We start from the raw sequence: 14,321 nt of genomic DNA on the forward strand, positions 1-14,321 counted from the left end.
CGATGGCGCGCCGCACGCCCGGTGCCGGGCGCGTCCAGGCGCTGGCCCTGCTCGCGGCCGCGGCGCCGGCCCTGATTGTGATCGCGGCCCTGGGGACCCGCGTGGGTGCCTGGCCGGTCGAGGTCGGCTATGACGTGCTGACCCTGCAGGTCGGCTGGGGCCTCGCCTTCGTCGGCGCGGCGGCGGCGCTCGGTGCCCTGGTTCTCGCCTTCGCCAGCTTCCGCAAACTCGGCGTCATGGCCATTGCCGCCGTCCTCGTCGCCGGCGTGACCCTCGGCGGTTTCATCTGGCAAAAGGCCCGGCTTTCGGCCGGTCCGGTGGAAAACGTCAGCACCGACCTGGTCGAGGTGCCGGGCTTCGGCGACCTCGGCGCGGAGCGGAGCGGGCAGGGACCCGGTCCCGCCGTGGGCGCGGATGCCTGCCCTGGTGCCCTGCCGGTCATGCGCCAGATCGCGCCGACCGCCGCCATCTATGCGCTCGAACAGGCCGGCTTCACCCTGAGGGGCGCGGGCGTGGCGCGGGCGGACGGCAGCCAGGAAGGCTTCTGGTTCGGCGTCGACCATGACGCCGTCATCCGCATTCGCCCCGGCCGCACGGACATTCGCGTCGCCGCCCGCGACCACCGGCCTCACGGCGGCGAGGCCTGCCGTCTGGCCACCGCCATCAGTGAGACCCTGCGCGCCGCCGGCTGAGGCTAGATCAGCGTCCAGTCCGCATCGATTGCCGGCTCGGGCGCGGCCCGCACCCGTCCCGCCCGCTCCAGCGCGATCAGATGGGCCCAGACCGAGAGGCTGGCCGCCGGCCAGAGCCGCGAATCCACGGCGGCGTAGAGACTCGGGACCATGTCGGCGATCCGCCGGTCGCCCGCCGCCAGTCGCTCCAGCACCTGCGCCTCGCGGCCCAGCCGGTGCGCCCGATAGGCCGCCAGGAACGGCCCCGGCTCTGTAATGGGCGCGCCGTGGGTCGGCCAGATCGTCGAGAAGCCACGCGCGATCACGGTCTCGAGGCTGGCCATATAGGCGGCCATGTCGCCGTCCGGCGGTGCCACGATGGTCGTCGACCACCCCATGATGTGGTCCCCGCTGAACAGCGCGTTCTCGTCCGGAAGGACAAAGGCCATGTGATTGGACGCGTGGCCGGGCGTGGCGAGGGCCTCAAGGGTCCAGCCGTCGCCCTCCAGCCGCTCGCCGCCCTTCAGGACGATGTCCGGCGCGAAGGTATCGTCGTCATCCTCGTCCAGCGACGCGGAGGCGTGGATGGTGCGCGCCGGCGGGGCCGCGGCCAGGACCGGTGCCCCCACGGCCCGGGCGAACGGGTGGGCGAGGGGGGCGTGGTCGCGGTGGGTGTGGGTCACCAGCACGTGGCTGACCCGCTGGCCCTCGACGGCCGCCAGCAGGGCCGACAGATGGGCGTCGTCCAGCGGGCCGGGGTCGATCACCGCCACGCCTGCGCCCGGGGCGTCACGGCCGACGATATAGGTCCCGGTCCCCGTGTAGGTGAACGGCCCCGGATTGTCGGCGACCACGCGCCGGATCAGCGGCGAGACCTGGTCGGCACGCCCGTATTCGAACGGCGACATTGATACGAAAGGGATCATCCGGCGCGGCCCGCCCCTTGCCTCAGGACCCCGGTAATCTTCCGCGGAGTCCCTGAAGTGGCCGTTTCCATCGCCTTGGCTGTCTCAAATCGGCTCCAGCCCATTGCCCTGGCCCTTATGTGTCTCATGGCGATGCAACTCGTCCTGGCGTCCTGCACGCCGGAGCCGGCGCCCTACGCCACCCGCGTGGCCATCCTGCGCTAGGCCCTTACAGCGGGACCCGGCCGAGATCGTAGCCCGCGGACGCGGCAATCTCGCGCAGGACGTCCGCATCCACGCCCTCCCGCCGTTGCGCCATGGCCCAGGCTGCGGTCGAGCGCATGCCGGAGCGGCAGAACATGGCCGTCGGAACGCCGTCGGCCAGCGTAGCCGCGACCGCCGTGACCTGATCCGCCCCCGGCAGACCGGACACCGGGATCCAGACAAAGGCCAGACCGGCGTCACGCGCGGCGGCCTCCATCTCCGAGGCGGAGGGCTGGCCGGGCTCCTCGCCATCCGGCCGGTTGCTGATGACCCGGCCGAATCCGGACGCCGCGAGCGCGGGCATGTCGTCCGGGGACAGCTGGGCGGAGACCGAAACCGTCGGCGAGAGGGGGCGGAGCGTCATCGCTACTGCCTCCGCACCCGGACGGCCCGGCTGTCGTCCACGGTCAGCAGGAAGCTGCCCAGCGACGCTTTGCGCACCCGGACGGTCTGTCCGGGGCGGTTCTGGAAGCGGACACGCTCGGAATCGATCTGACGCCACACGCTGCCGTCCGCCAGCCGGAAGACCCATCGGCCTTCGCCGACCAGCGAGGCGCTCTGCAGCGTGGACTCGATAGATTCGATCTCGACCGCGCCCTCCGGGCCGAACAGTCGGGGCAGGGACGGCATTTCGAAGCCGAACAGCTGACGGCGCGTTTCGGCGACTCCGGCGCGGTCGATCACCACGAGGTCGCCCTGACGCTGGGCGGTGTCCAGCGCCCCCGCCGCCGTGTCGAAACAGGCCAGCCGGGCCGTGTTGTCCGCGATGCCACGGCAGGCCATCAGCCGCTCAAGCGTCTCGGGCCGGTCCTGGGGCGGCACCGCCTGGGTCGAGAGGGTCGAAGCCGCCGCCAGCGCTGCAAGGCCGGAAATCAAAGACATCGGTTCAACCTCGATAAAACCTGCTTCAGGCAGGCTCCTTCAGTCGGACAAGACGACCGCAGGGTCAACCTCCCGGGCCTGCAACCGCGGGTGTGTCCGCATCGTGGCCTAAATACGACAGTTACGCTTCGACATAGTTACAGCGGTGTAATTTGGCTGGTCGTTGAGCGGGCGGAGGGCATACCCTTGCTCAACTGCGGTCGGATTCCGTCCGCGGGGGAAGGGAATATTCCATTCTAAGGCCTCGGGAGCCCGGTTTTACGGATGCTGCCGAACATCAGGAGACGACCTTTGAGAACCCAGAAAATCCGCAATCGGCTGCTGACGACGACGATGATCGGCGGATTCGCCGCTCTCGCCTTCGCCATGCCCGCCATGGCCCAGGACGCTGATGCGTCGCAGGACCTTGACGATGTCATCGTCACCGGCTCGCGCATCCCGCAAGCCAACCTCGTCACCACCAGCCCGGTGACCCAGGTCACTGGCGAGGACATCGACGTCGCGGGTGTGACCCGGGTCGAAGACCTGATCTCGCAACTGCCGCAAGCCTTCGCCGCCCAGAACTCGACCGTCTCGAACGGCGCTTCGGGCACGGCCACGGTTTCGCTGCGCAACCTCGGCTCGTCGCGCACCCTGGTGCTGATCGACGGTCGCCGCATGGGTTACGGCTCGCCGAACGACGACGCCGCCGACCTGAACCAGATCCCGGAACAACTCGTTGAGCGCGTTGAAGTCCTGACCGGCGGCGCCTCCGCCGTTTACGGCTCGGATGCTGTCGCCGGCGTCGTCAACTTCATCATGAAGAAGGACTTCGAAGGCCTGCAGATCGACGCCCAGTACGGCTTCTATCAGCACAACAACGACTATGACGGCGTCGGCAACGTGCGGGCTGAAATCGCCCGTCGCGCCCTGACCAACGCTGCGCAGTTCCAACTGCCGGACGACAACGTCTCCGACGGTGAGAGCCGCTCGCTGAACGTGACCCTCGGCGTTTCCTCGCCGGACGGCCGCGGCAACGTGATGGCCTACGCCGGCTACCGCAACAACAACCCGATCCTCCAGGCCGACCGCGACTATTCGGGCTGCTCGATCGGCGCGCCGAACGCCGGCTCGGGTCCGAGCACCTATTCCTGCGGCGGTTCGGGCACCTCGTTCCCCGGCCAGTTCACGGACTTCTCGACCTTCGCCTACACCGTGGGCGCCGGCCGCACCTTCGTGCCGTACAACGGCAACGTGAACGCCTATAACTTCGGCCCGCTGAACTACTATCAGCGCCCGGATGAGCGTTACACCCTGGGCGCCTTCGGTCGCTACGAGCTCAACGACAAGGCCGAAGTCTTCGGCCAGCTGATGTTCTCCGACTATTCGTCGGTCGCGCAGATCGCTCCGTCGGGCAGCTTCTTCAGCGTCGGCGACATCAACTGCGACAGCCCGCTCCTGTCGGCCCAGCAGCGCACGGCCATCAACTGTACGCCTGCCGACATCCTCGCCGGCAACCGCGTGCCGATGTATGTCGCCCGTCGCAACGTTGAAGGCGGCGGCCGTCGTGACGACCTGAACTACACCTCGTACCGCGGCGTCGCCGGTGTGCGTGGTGAGATCACGGCCGGCTGGAACTACGACATCGCGGCCCAGTTCTCGCGGGTTCGTCTGGCGCGTACCTACCAGAACGACTTCTCGGTCACCCGCCTGACCCGCGCCCTCGACGTCGTCAGCGTCGGCGGCACGCCGACCTGCCGTTCGGTTGTCAACGGCACCGATCCGACCTGCGTGCCCTACGACATCTTCGGCACCAACACCGTCACCCAGGCGGCGCTGGACTACCTGCAGATCCCGCTGATCCAGACCGGTGAAACGACCCAGCAGGTCGTGACCGCCGCCATCACGGGTGACACGGGCTGGTCGATGCCGACCTCGTCGCGCACCGTCCAGGTCGCGTTCGGCGCCGAGTACCGCCGCGACGCCCTGTCCTCCGAAACCGATGCCGCCTTCCAGACCGGCGACGGCGCCGGCCAGGGCGGACCCACGATCGGCATCACGGGTGATGCGGACGTCGCCGAAGTCTTCGGTGAAATCCAGATCCCGCTCGCCGACGATCAACCCTGGGCCTACTCGGCCTCGATCGACGCCGCCTACCGTCGTTCGGAGTACGAGAACATCGGCACCGACACCTACAAGGTCGGCGCTGACTACGCCCCGATCGAGGACATCCGCTTCCGCGCCAGCTACTCGCGCGCGGTTCGCGCCCCGAACGTGATCGAACTCTTCGCCGCGCAGGGCTTCAACCTGTTCGACGCTGACAACGATCCCTGCGACGACCTGAACGACGACGGCGTGCTGAACAACAGCGTTCCGGCGGCGTGCATCGGCTCCGGCGGACACCAGGTCACCCTGGCCCAGTCGGACAGCGGCGCTCTGAACAGCCCGGCTGGCCAGTACAACTTCCTGGGCGGCGGTAACCCGAACCTGAACCCCGAAGAAGCCGACACCTACACCTACGGTGTGGTCTGGACGCCTTCCTTCGTCCCGGGCTTCAACATCTCGGTCGACTACTTCGACATCCAGGTCGACGGCCTGATCTCGACGGTCGGTTCGCTGAACACCTTCGACCTCTGCTACGCGCAGGCCGATGCTGCCGCCTGCGGCCGCATCAACCGTAACGCCGGCGGCCAACTGTGGGTCGGTTCGGGCTTCGTTGAAGACCTGAACAACAACATCGGTGGTCTGCAGACCTCGGGTATCGACGTGAACTCCAACTACGCCTTCGACTTCGAAGACGTTGGCATGTCGAACATGGGCTCGATGCAGCTGTCGTTCGTCGGCACCTACCTGAGCGAGCTGGTCACCGACACCGGCCTGGGCGGTCCCGCCTCGGTCTATGACTGCACCGGCTTCTACGCCAACCAGTGCGGCGTTCCGAACCCGGAATGGCGCTCGCGCGCCCGCGCCACCTGGCTCACCCCGTGGGGCGTGGACGTTTCGGGCACGTGGCGTCACTACGGCGAGGTTGAACTCGCCGTGCTGAACGGCACGACCGGTACGCTGAACAACGGCGGCACCCGTCTGGATCGCTACTTCGACGCCGAGAACTACTTCGACCTCGCGGCGACCTGGGGCATCACGGACACCGTCACCGTTCGTGCCGGCGTCAACAACGTGTTCGATAACGACCCGCAACTGTCCTACAGCGTTGGTACGACCGGCAACGGTAACACCTACCCGCAGCTGTATGATGCGCTGGGCCGTTACTTCTTCTTCGGTGTCACCGCCAACTTCTAAGGCCTGATATCAAGAACATCTGGGGCGGCGGATCTTCGGGTCCGCCGCCCTTTTTGTTGCCGGAACGCCTGCCGCAGAAAAACCATCTGCCCTGTTCAAGCGTTGCGGTCTGACCTTCCCGTCCCACGACCCCGGATGTCTTTATGCTGCTCAGCCTCGTGTCCGCCCTCGTCATCGCCACCCAGACGCCGCCTCCGGCCCAGGACGCGGGCGTCATCTCGACGGCACCTCGTGACGAAGCCGTTGAAACCGAACGCTTTCGTGAAGCCGTGGCCTATGCCAACCCGATGCCGCGCGGTGCGCCGGAAGCCGACTACCCCCTCGTCGCCTGGTGCGAAGCGCTGGTGAACGGCCATGTGGCCCTCGGCGAAACCCTGACCAATGGCGACGAACTGGACCTCGACATCATCCGGCTGGGCAAGCTGGAGGCCGCTGACTTCCGCGCAGCGCTGGACGCGGCCGGGCCGCGCCAGACCGCCGCCAGCCGCGCCGCCGCCGCCGCCGCCGCCGCCGAGGCCTCCGCCAAATGGACGCCGCTGGTGGGTCAGGACGAAGCCGTGCGCAGCCAGGCCTTCGGTCTGTTCTTCGGTCTGCCGGGCCGCTGCGAGCACGCCGCCCGCCGGCTGCGCAACAACATCACGACCCCGCCGGCGACACCCGCGGACGTCGGGCTGGAATAGCACGGCCCCACGGCGGGCCGGTCTATGCCTTCCGGAACGCCAATCGCCAGCTGATCAACTGACCGCCGGCGTCGGCCATTTCGTCGCTTTCGGTGAGAACCAGGCCGGCCCGTTCCGCCCGCAGGAGGAAGAGGTCCCGACCCGGACGGTCCAGCGCGGCGAGGGTCTGACTTTGCTGACGGTGTCGCCAGGCCGAATTGCCGGTTTCGAAGACGTCCAGCCGGGCGAGGGCGCTTTCCGGCTCCCATGAGGCGACGCCCCGCGCCAGGTCATCGAGATAGCTCACAAAATAGCGCACCGGTTCGAACGCCGCCGTCGCCCCGAGCCGGCCGACAGCCTGCTGCACCGCGCTCCGCAGGGCCTCTTCCGCTGCAGTGGCAGGCAAGCCCTTGAGGTGGGCGGTGAAGGCGCGGCGGGCGTGGCGGATTGCGCCGGACTTGCCCAGCACCGCGTCATAGGCCGCGATCTGCTCCACCGTCTGCCGGGTGATGACGCTGTCGGAATGGTGGATCAGCATCAACGCCCGTCCGCCCGGTTTCAGCACCCGTCCCAGTTCCTGCAGCGCGGACCGGGTGTCCGCATATTCGATCCCGAACTGTGACATGGCCCCGTCGAAGGACGCCGCCGGGAAAGGCAGCGCCTCCAGCGCCACGCCACCCAGCATCCGGCAGTCGGCGGGCAGGCGCGTCCGGGCGGCGTCGACATCGGCATAGTCGACGCCCGTGATCGCGAATGTCTTTCCACGTGCTGCGGCAGCGACGCTCGCATAGCCAGCGACCTGACCGTTTCCGGTGGCCAGATCCAGCAGATGCGCGCCGGTATCGAAGGACTGGAACCAGTTCTCCCAGACCGGCTCGGTGTCAAAGGCGACCGGTCCGGTCGCCGTCTGCACCGTCATGACGTCGGTGCGACCGCTTCGCCAATAGTCGCTCCAGTGCCAGCCGCGCCGCTTCTCTGAAGGCGAAGGGCTCATGCCGGCTCCAGTCAGAACATGAACGGGACCGCGCCGGGCCGCGCCTGACGCCCTGTCTTGTTAGATCAACCCACCGGTCCGGCCAAGCGGCCGGTGTCAGGCCGCGTCGCTGCGGGCCGGTACATCCGGCTCATAGTTGAGGATCGGCGACAGCCAGCGCTCGGCCGTGGCCACATCCCAGCCCTTGCGCCGGGCATAGTCCTCGACCTGATCCGGATCGACCTTGCCGACCCCGAAATAGTGGCTTTCGGCATGGCCGAAATACAGGCCTGACACCGACGCCGGCGGCGTCATGGCGAAGCTTTCGGTCAGGGCCATGCCCGCATTGTCTTCCGCCTGCAGCAGCCGGAACAGTGTCGCCTTCTCGGTGTGGTCTGGCTGGGCCGGATAGCCGGGTGCCGGGCGAATGCCTTGATATTGTTCGGCGATCAGGTCCTCGACCGTCGTCTGCTCTTCCGCCGCATGGCCCCACAGTTCGGTGCGGACCCTCTTGTGCAGGGCTTCCGCGAAGGCCTCCGCCAGACGGTCGGCCAGGGCCGTGGCCAGGATCGCGGAATAGTCGTCGCCGGCGTCCTTGAACCGTTTCGCGATCTCCAGCTCGCCATGGCCGGCGGTGACGGCGAAGGCCCCGATATAGTCCTGGCCGGTGTCTGCGACGAAGTCCGACAGGGCCAGATTGGGCTTGCCGTTCGACTTCCGGATCTGCTGGCGCAGGGTGTGGAAGCGGGCGATTTCGGCGGTGCGGGTCTCGTCGGCATAGACGGCGATGTCGTCGCCGACGGCATTGGCGGGCCAGAAGCCGACCACGCCTCGTGCGGTGAACCATTTCTCGTCGACGATCCGCTTCAGCATCGCCTGCGCATCCTTGAACAGGTCGCGCGCGGCCTCGCCGACGATCTCATCCTCGAGGATCAGCGGATAGCGGCCGATCAGCTCCCAGCTGGCGAAGAAGGGCGTCCAGTCGATGTGGTCGGCCAGGTCCTGCAGGTCCCAGCCGTCGAAGGCCCGAACGCCCAGGAACGAGGGCGCGCAGGGCAGGGGCGTCGCCGGATCGGGCCGGAAGCGGTTCTGTCGCGCTGCGGGCAGGGCGGCCCGCGCCTTGACCTCCTGACCGCGCGCATACTGTTCGCGGATGCGGATGTATTCGTCGCGCGTCAGGGCCTCGTTCTTCGCCCTTTCGGTCTTCGACAGCAGGCCCGAGACCACGCCCACGGCGCGGCTGGCGTCGACGACATAGGTGGTCGAGCCGCTGCGATAGCCCGGCTCGATCCTGACCGCCGTATGCGTCCGGCTGGTCGTGGCACCGCCGATCAGCAGGGGAATGTCGAAACCGCGCCGCTCCATCTCGCGCGCCACGAACACCATCTCGTCCAGCGACGGCGTGATCAGGCCCGACAGGCCGACGATGTCGACCTTGTGCTCGATCGCGGCATCCAGAATCCGGTCGGCCGGGACCATGACGCCAAGGTCGATGACCTCGTAGTTGTTACACTGCAGCACGACGCCGACGATGTTCTTGCCGATGTCGTGGACGTCGCCCTTGACCGTGGCCATCAGGATCCGGCCGGCCTGTTCCCTCGGCTTGCCGGCCTTCTCGGCCTCCATGAAAGGCTCCAGCCAGGCCACGGCCTGTTTCATCACCCGCGCCGACTTGACCACCTGCGGCAGGAACATCTTGCCCGAACCGAACAGGTCCCCGACGACGTTCATCCCGTCCATCAGTGGACCCTCGATGACGTGCAGCGGCCGCTCCGACTGGAGCCGCGCCTCCTCGGTGTCGGCGTCGATAAACTCGGTGATGCCGTTCACCAGGGCATGCTCGATCCGCTTGCCGACCGGGGCGTCGCGCCATTTCAGATCGACGACCCGGGCCACGCCCTTGTCGCCCTTGTAGTTGGGCGCAATGTCGACGAGCCGCTCGGTGTTCGAGACATTGGTCCGCTGCGGCCGGTTCAGGATCACATCCTCGACGGCCTCGCGCAGCACGGGGTCGAGCGTGTCATAGACCGGCAGGTCGCCCGCATTGACGATGCCCATGTCCATGCCGGCCTGGATGGCGTGGTACAGGAAGACGCTGTGGATCGCCCGCCGCACCGGCTCATTGCCGCGGAAGCTGAACGAGACGTTCGACACCCCCCCGGACACCCGGGCGTAGGGCAGGGTCGCCTTGAGCGCCCGCGTCGCCTCGATGAAGTCGACGGCATAGTTGTCGTGTTCCTCGATCCCCGTCGCCACGGCGAAGACGTTGGGGTCGAAGATGATGTCCTCGGGCGGGAAGCCAACCTCGTCCACGAGGATCCGGTACGCCCGGGTGCAGATCTCGATCTTGCGCGCGGCGGTGTCGGCCTGGCCCACCTCGTCGAAGGCCATGACCACCACGGCGGCCCCGTAGCGCAGACATTTGACCGCCTGTTCGCGGAACTCGGCCTCGCCCGCCTTCATCGAGATGGAGTTCACGATCGGCTTGCCCTGGACGCATTTCAGGCCCGCCTCGATCACCTCCCATTTCGAGCTGTCGATCATCACCGGCACCCGGGCGATGTCGGGCTCGGCCGCGATCAGGTTGAGGAAGGTGACCATGGCCTGCTGCGAGTCGAGCAGGCCCTCGTCCATGTTGATGTCGATGATCGAGGCCCCGGCCTCGACCTGTTGCCGGGCGACGGTCAGGGCGGCGGTGTAGTCGCCGTCGATGATCAGCTTCTTGAATTTGGCCGAGCCGGTGACGTTGGTCCGCTCACCGACGTTGATGAAGGTGGGACGCACTTACGCTACCAGTTCAAAGGGTTCGAGGCCGGACAGCCGCATGGCCACCGGCCGCTCCGGGATCACCCGGGTCGGCAGCTTCGCCACCGCCTCCGCCGTGTGCCGGATGTGCTCCGGCGTGGTGCCGCAGCAGCCGCCCACGATGTTGACCAGACCGGAAGCCGCCCACTCCTCGAGGAAATGCGCCGTCTCGTGCGGCTGCTCATCGTACTGACCCATAGCGTTGGGCAGGCCGGCGTTGGGATAGGCGGCGACTAGGGTGTCGGCGACGCGGCTGAGCTCGGCGATGAACGGCCGCATCAGCTCGGCACCCAGGGCGCAGTTGAAGCCGACGGCAAACGGCCTGGCGTGGCGCACGCTGTTCCAGAAGGCTTCCGCCGTCTGGCCGGACAGGGTCCGGCCCGAGCGGTCCGTGATGGTGCCCGAAATCCAGATCGGCAGGGCCTCCATCCCCTCGTCCTCGAGGTCCTTGATGGCCTTGATGCAAGCCTTGCAGTTCAGCGTGTCTGTGATGGTTTCGATCAGATAGAGGTCGACCCCGCCCTCGTTCAGCGCCTTCACCTGATGGCGGTAGGCCTCATAGACCTGGTCGAAGGTCACCAGCCGCGCGCCAGGGTCGTTCACGTCCGACGACATCGACAGCATCTTGTTCAGCGGCCCGATCGAACCGGCGGCGAAGCGCGGCTTGTCCGGGGTCTTCGCGGTCCAGCGGTCGGCGGCGGCGCGCGCCAGTCTCGCGCCCTCCAGATTGATGTCCCGGACCGACTGTTCGTCCAGCTTGTAGTCGTCCTGGGCGATGACCGTGGCCGAGAAGGTGTTGGTCTCGCTGATATCAGCGCCCGCCGCGAAATACTGGTCGTGCAGGCCGGCGATGATGTCGGGCCGGGTCAGGCACAGGATGTCGTTGTTGCCCTTCATCTGGCCGACATGGGCCGCGAAGCGGTTGCCGCGGAAATCCTCTTCCGACAGCTCGCTGCGCTGGATCATCACGCCCCAGGCCCCGTCGAGGACGAGGATGCGCTCCTTCGCGGCTCGGTGCAGGGCGGCGATGCGTTCGCTGCGGGTACTCATACTGCGGCGGCCTTCGTCTCACGCACGCCCAGCACCCGGCATATCGCATAGACCAGGTCGGCGCGGTTCAGGGTGTAGAAGTGGAAGTCGGCGAAGCCTTCCTCCTGCAGCCGGGCGCAGGTCTCGGCGGCGATCGATGCGGCGATCAGCTTGCGCGTTTCGGGGTCGTCGTCCAGCCCCTCGAAATGCGCCGCCAGCCAGTCGGGAACAGCCGCGCCGCACGCCGCCGACATCCGCTTCAGACCATTGAAATTGGTCACCGGCATGATCCCCGGCGACATCGGAATACGGATCCCCGCCGCCCGTACCCGGTCACGGAAGCGCAGGAAGGCGTCGATGTCGAAGAAGAACTGGCTGATCGCCCGCGTCGCTCCGGCGTCGACCTTGGCCTTCAGGACGTCGAGGTCATGGGCCAGCGACGGGCTCTCGGGATGGCCCTCCGGATAGCAGCCGACGATGACGTCAAAGCCGCCTTTCGCCGTGATCGCCGCGGTCAGTTCGGTGGCGTTGGCGTAACCGTCTGTACGTGGAACATAGGCACCGCCGATGCCGTGCCCGCCCGGCGGATCGCCGCGCAGGGCTACGATGTGGCGCACCCCTGCCTCGCGATAGCCATCGATGACCAAGTCGACGTCCTCGCGACTGGCCTCGACGCAGGTCAGGTGGGCGGCGGGCGTCAGGGCGGTCTCAGCGAGAATGCGCTGCACAGTGCGGTGGGTCCGCTCGCGGGTGGAACCGCCGGCGCCATAGGTGACCGAGACGAATTCAGGCATCAGCGGAGCCAGCCGGGTCACGGCCTTCCAAAGATTGGCCTCGGCCTCATCCGACTTCGGCGGGAAGAATTCGAAAGATACGTTCGGGCGGGACAGATCCTGCCCGGCGCGCGCCACAGGCCCGAGCGGCGACAGCAACAGGGCCCGGGCCTCGGCCAGGCTGCGGGGGGCGATGCTCATGCGACCTTCTCCGCAGCGACAGCCGGGCGTTCGGCGGTCCAGATCGAGACCGTCAAACCGTCTGTGTCAGGAGGCAGAGCGATCGGTGCGCTGGGCGTCAGCCCGGCACCGGACAGCCAGCGGCGCATCTCGGCATCGGCGAAGCCGAGCCGGCGGTGCTGGTGCTCGTCACGCAGATACTCGAGCTTGTGTGGGGCGAAATCGACGATCAGCAGCCGCCCGCCGGGCATGACCAGCCGCGCCGCCTCGGCCACCGCCGCTGCCGGATCGGCGAGGTAGTGTAGCACCTGGTGCACCATCACCAGGTCCGCGCTCTGTTCGGGCAGGCGGGTTGCGAAGATGTCGCCGTGGCGCAGTTCGACCTTGTCCAGGCCGGCCCTGGTCACATTGGCGCGGGCGATGTTGAGCATGTTCTGGCTCAGGTCCAACCCGACCGACATCTTCGCCTTCTTGCCAAGCAGGGTCAGCATCCGGCCCGAGCCGGTGCCCAGATCAACGACCCGCTCGAACGGACCGTCGCCCGCCGACCGGGTGATGGCAGCCTCAACGGCGCTTTCACTGACGTACAGCGAGCGAATGCGATCCCACTGGGGGGCGACGCGTTCGAAATAGGCCCCGGCGGCGGTTTCGCGATCGCGGCGCACGGCCTCAAGCCGCCGGTCGTCGGCCTCGCCTGCCGAAACCTCGAGCAGGTCCAGCACCGTATCGATCAGCCGCCGCGCCGGCAGCTCGGACGACAGGCGATAGAAGACCCGCGCCCCGTCCGGGAACCGCTCGATCAGCCCGGCGTCGGTCATCAGCTTGAGATGACGCGAAACGCGCGGCTGGCTCTGGTCCAGGATCCGCGACAGCTCCATCACCGACAGCTCCTCGCCGGCCAGCAGCGACAGCACCCGCAGGCGGGTCGGCTCGCCCACGGCGCGCAGGGCCTCGACGGTCTGGTCAGCTGTCAACGACATGTCCTTATATAAAGATATCCTTATGTGATTTGGCAAGGAAAATTGCTGGTCAGACGCCGGATCGGGGGCCAGTCTGCGTGCAACGGCTAACTCCTGTCGTGAGGCCTTCCATGACCCTTCGCCCGATTGCGCTCGTCGCCCCTGTCATTCTGCTGTCGGCTCTCGCCGGAGCCGTGGCCGCCCAGACCCCTCCGCCAGGCAGCGGCCCGGGTGGCGGTATGGGGGGCTTTCCGCGCACGGCCGAGGAGGTTCAGCCCTGGTCAGAGCGGCTGTTCACCCGGTTTGACGCCAACCAGGACGGTGCGATCACCGAGGATGAGTTGGCCGTCCTCGACAGTCCGGCGGCAGCCCCGATGGGCCCCCGCATGCGGATGATGATCCTGGCGGCGGACGCCGACGGCAATGCCCGGGTGACCGTCGAGGAACTGACGGCCGGAGCCCAGCAGATGTTCGGGCGCATGAACGGCGCGGGCGGCGGCCGGCCTGCCGGCGGCGGCATGGGCCCAGGCATGGGCGGCGGAATGGGCGGCGGTGCCGCCGAGATGTTCAGCCTGCCGCGTACCTCCGATGCCGTCTCGCCCTGGGCCGGGCGTCTGTTCAGTCGGCTGGACGCCAATCAGGACAGCAGCGTCACCGGCAATGAAATGGCGCTCCTCGCCAATCCCATGGTCGCCTCCATGGGTGGGTCGCGGCTCCGCGCCATGATCGCCCAGTCGGACGCCAACCGCGATTCCCGCATCAGCCTCGAGGAAATGACCGCCGGCGCGCAGCGGATGTTCAACCGGATGGATACGAACGGTGACGGCCGACTGTCGGAGACGGAACTGCCGCGGCCTGCCGCACCGGCGGCGGCACCGCCCGTCAACATTCCGCCCGCCGATTCCAATCCCTTCCCGGAGATGCCCAACGGCGGCTGAGCCG

General features: G+C 67.7%; 13 protein-coding genes. 5 read left to right on the top strand and 8 right to left on the bottom strand.

Annotated elements, in window-relative coordinates; all coding sequences use genetic code 11:
• The first annotated feature begins 2 nt into the window (after positions 1–2).
• On the top strand, positions 3–692 hold the full coding sequence (locus KB221_06000) for a DUF1499 domain-containing protein (GenBank protein WIY70572.1): 690 nt from the start codon (positions 3–5) through the stop codon (positions 690–692).
• 2 nt (positions 693–694) lie between these two features.
• Here the strand turns inward: KB221_06000 and KB221_06005 are convergent, their stop codons facing one another.
• Positions 695–1,597, bottom strand: a complete 903-nt coding sequence (locus KB221_06005) for an MBL fold metallo-hydrolase (GenBank protein ID WIY70573.1) — start codon at positions 1,595–1,597, stop codon at positions 695–697.
• A gap of 57 nt (positions 1,598–1,654) precedes the next feature.
• Between KB221_06005 and KB221_06010 the strand changes: the two genes are divergently transcribed.
• Complete coding sequence (locus tag KB221_06010) at positions 1,655–1,801, top strand: hypothetical protein (GenBank protein WIY70574.1); 147 nt, start codon at positions 1,655–1,657, stop codon at positions 1,799–1,801.
• Between the two features lie 4 nt (positions 1,802–1,805).
• Here the strand turns inward: KB221_06010 and KB221_06015 are convergent, their stop codons facing one another.
• Both KB221_06015 and KB221_06020 read right to left on the bottom strand, forming a co-directional pair.
• A complete protein-coding gene (locus tag KB221_06015; protein WIY70575.1) occupies positions 1,806–2,204 on the bottom strand; it encodes a TIGR01244 family sulfur transferase in 399 nt (132 codons plus the stop codon).
• A 2-nt stretch (positions 2,205–2,206) separates the two neighbouring features.
• The gene (locus tag KB221_06020) at positions 2,207–2,722 is read right to left on the bottom strand and encodes a cell division protein FtsQ/DivIB (protein WIY70576.1); all 516 of its coding nucleotides are present in this window, start codon (positions 2,720–2,722) and stop codon (positions 2,207–2,209) included.
• A gap of 291 nt (positions 2,723–3,013) precedes the next feature.
• Between KB221_06020 and KB221_06025 the strand changes: the two genes are divergently transcribed.
• Both KB221_06025 and KB221_06030 read left to right on the top strand, forming a co-directional pair.
• Positions 3,014–6,001 (top strand): TonB-dependent receptor, encoded by a 2,988-nt coding sequence (locus KB221_06025; GenBank protein ID WIY70577.1) that lies wholly within the window; start codon positions 3,014–3,016, stop codon positions 5,999–6,001.
• A gap of 143 nt (positions 6,002–6,144) precedes the next feature.
• The gene (locus KB221_06030; protein WIY70578.1) at positions 6,145–6,681 is read left to right on the top strand and encodes a hypothetical protein; all 537 of its coding nucleotides are present in this window, start codon (positions 6,145–6,147) and stop codon (positions 6,679–6,681) included.
• A gap of 22 nt (positions 6,682–6,703) precedes the next feature.
• Here KB221_06030 and KB221_06035 read toward each other — a convergent pair whose 3' ends face one another.
• From KB221_06035 to KB221_06055, 5 genes are all read right to left on the bottom strand, one after another.
• Positions 6,704–7,654, bottom strand: a complete 951-nt coding sequence (locus KB221_06035) for a methyltransferase domain-containing protein (protein WIY70579.1) — start codon at positions 7,652–7,654, stop codon at positions 6,704–6,706.
• A gap of 96 nt (positions 7,655–7,750) precedes the next feature.
• The gene (metH, locus tag KB221_06040; GenBank protein ID WIY70580.1) at positions 7,751–10,417 is read right to left on the bottom strand and encodes a methionine synthase; all 2,667 of its coding nucleotides are present in this window, start codon (positions 10,415–10,417) and stop codon (positions 7,751–7,753) included.
• A complete protein-coding gene (locus tag KB221_06045; protein WIY70581.1) occupies positions 10,418–11,488 on the bottom strand; it encodes a homocysteine S-methyltransferase family protein in 1,071 nt (356 codons plus the stop codon). It lies immediately after the preceding gene.
• Positions 11,485–12,441, bottom strand: a complete 957-nt coding sequence (metF, locus tag KB221_06050; GenBank protein WIY70582.1) for a methylenetetrahydrofolate reductase [NAD(P)H] — start codon at positions 12,439–12,441, stop codon at positions 11,485–11,487. Before metF ends, KB221_06045 begins: the two co-directional genes overlap by 4 nt.
• Positions 12,438–13,400 (bottom strand): metalloregulator ArsR/SmtB family transcription factor, encoded by a 963-nt coding sequence (locus KB221_06055; protein ID WIY70583.1) that lies wholly within the window; start codon positions 13,398–13,400, stop codon positions 12,438–12,440. Before KB221_06055 ends, metF begins: the two co-directional genes overlap by 4 nt.
• 110 nt (positions 13,401–13,510) lie before the next feature.
• Between KB221_06055 and KB221_06060 the strand changes: the two genes are divergently transcribed.
• Positions 13,511–14,317 carry an EF-hand domain-containing protein gene (locus KB221_06060; protein ID WIY70584.1) on the top strand — a complete coding sequence of 269 codons (807 nt, stop codon included), beginning with the start codon at positions 13,511–13,513 and terminating at the stop codon, positions 14,315–14,317.
• Positions 14,318–14,321: the final 4 nt, after the last annotated feature.

It is taken from the genome of Aquidulcibacter paucihalophilus, assembly GCA_030285985.1.
In the GTDB taxonomy this organism is placed as follows: domain Bacteria; phylum Pseudomonadota; class Alphaproteobacteria; order Caulobacterales; family Caulobacteraceae; genus Brevundimonas.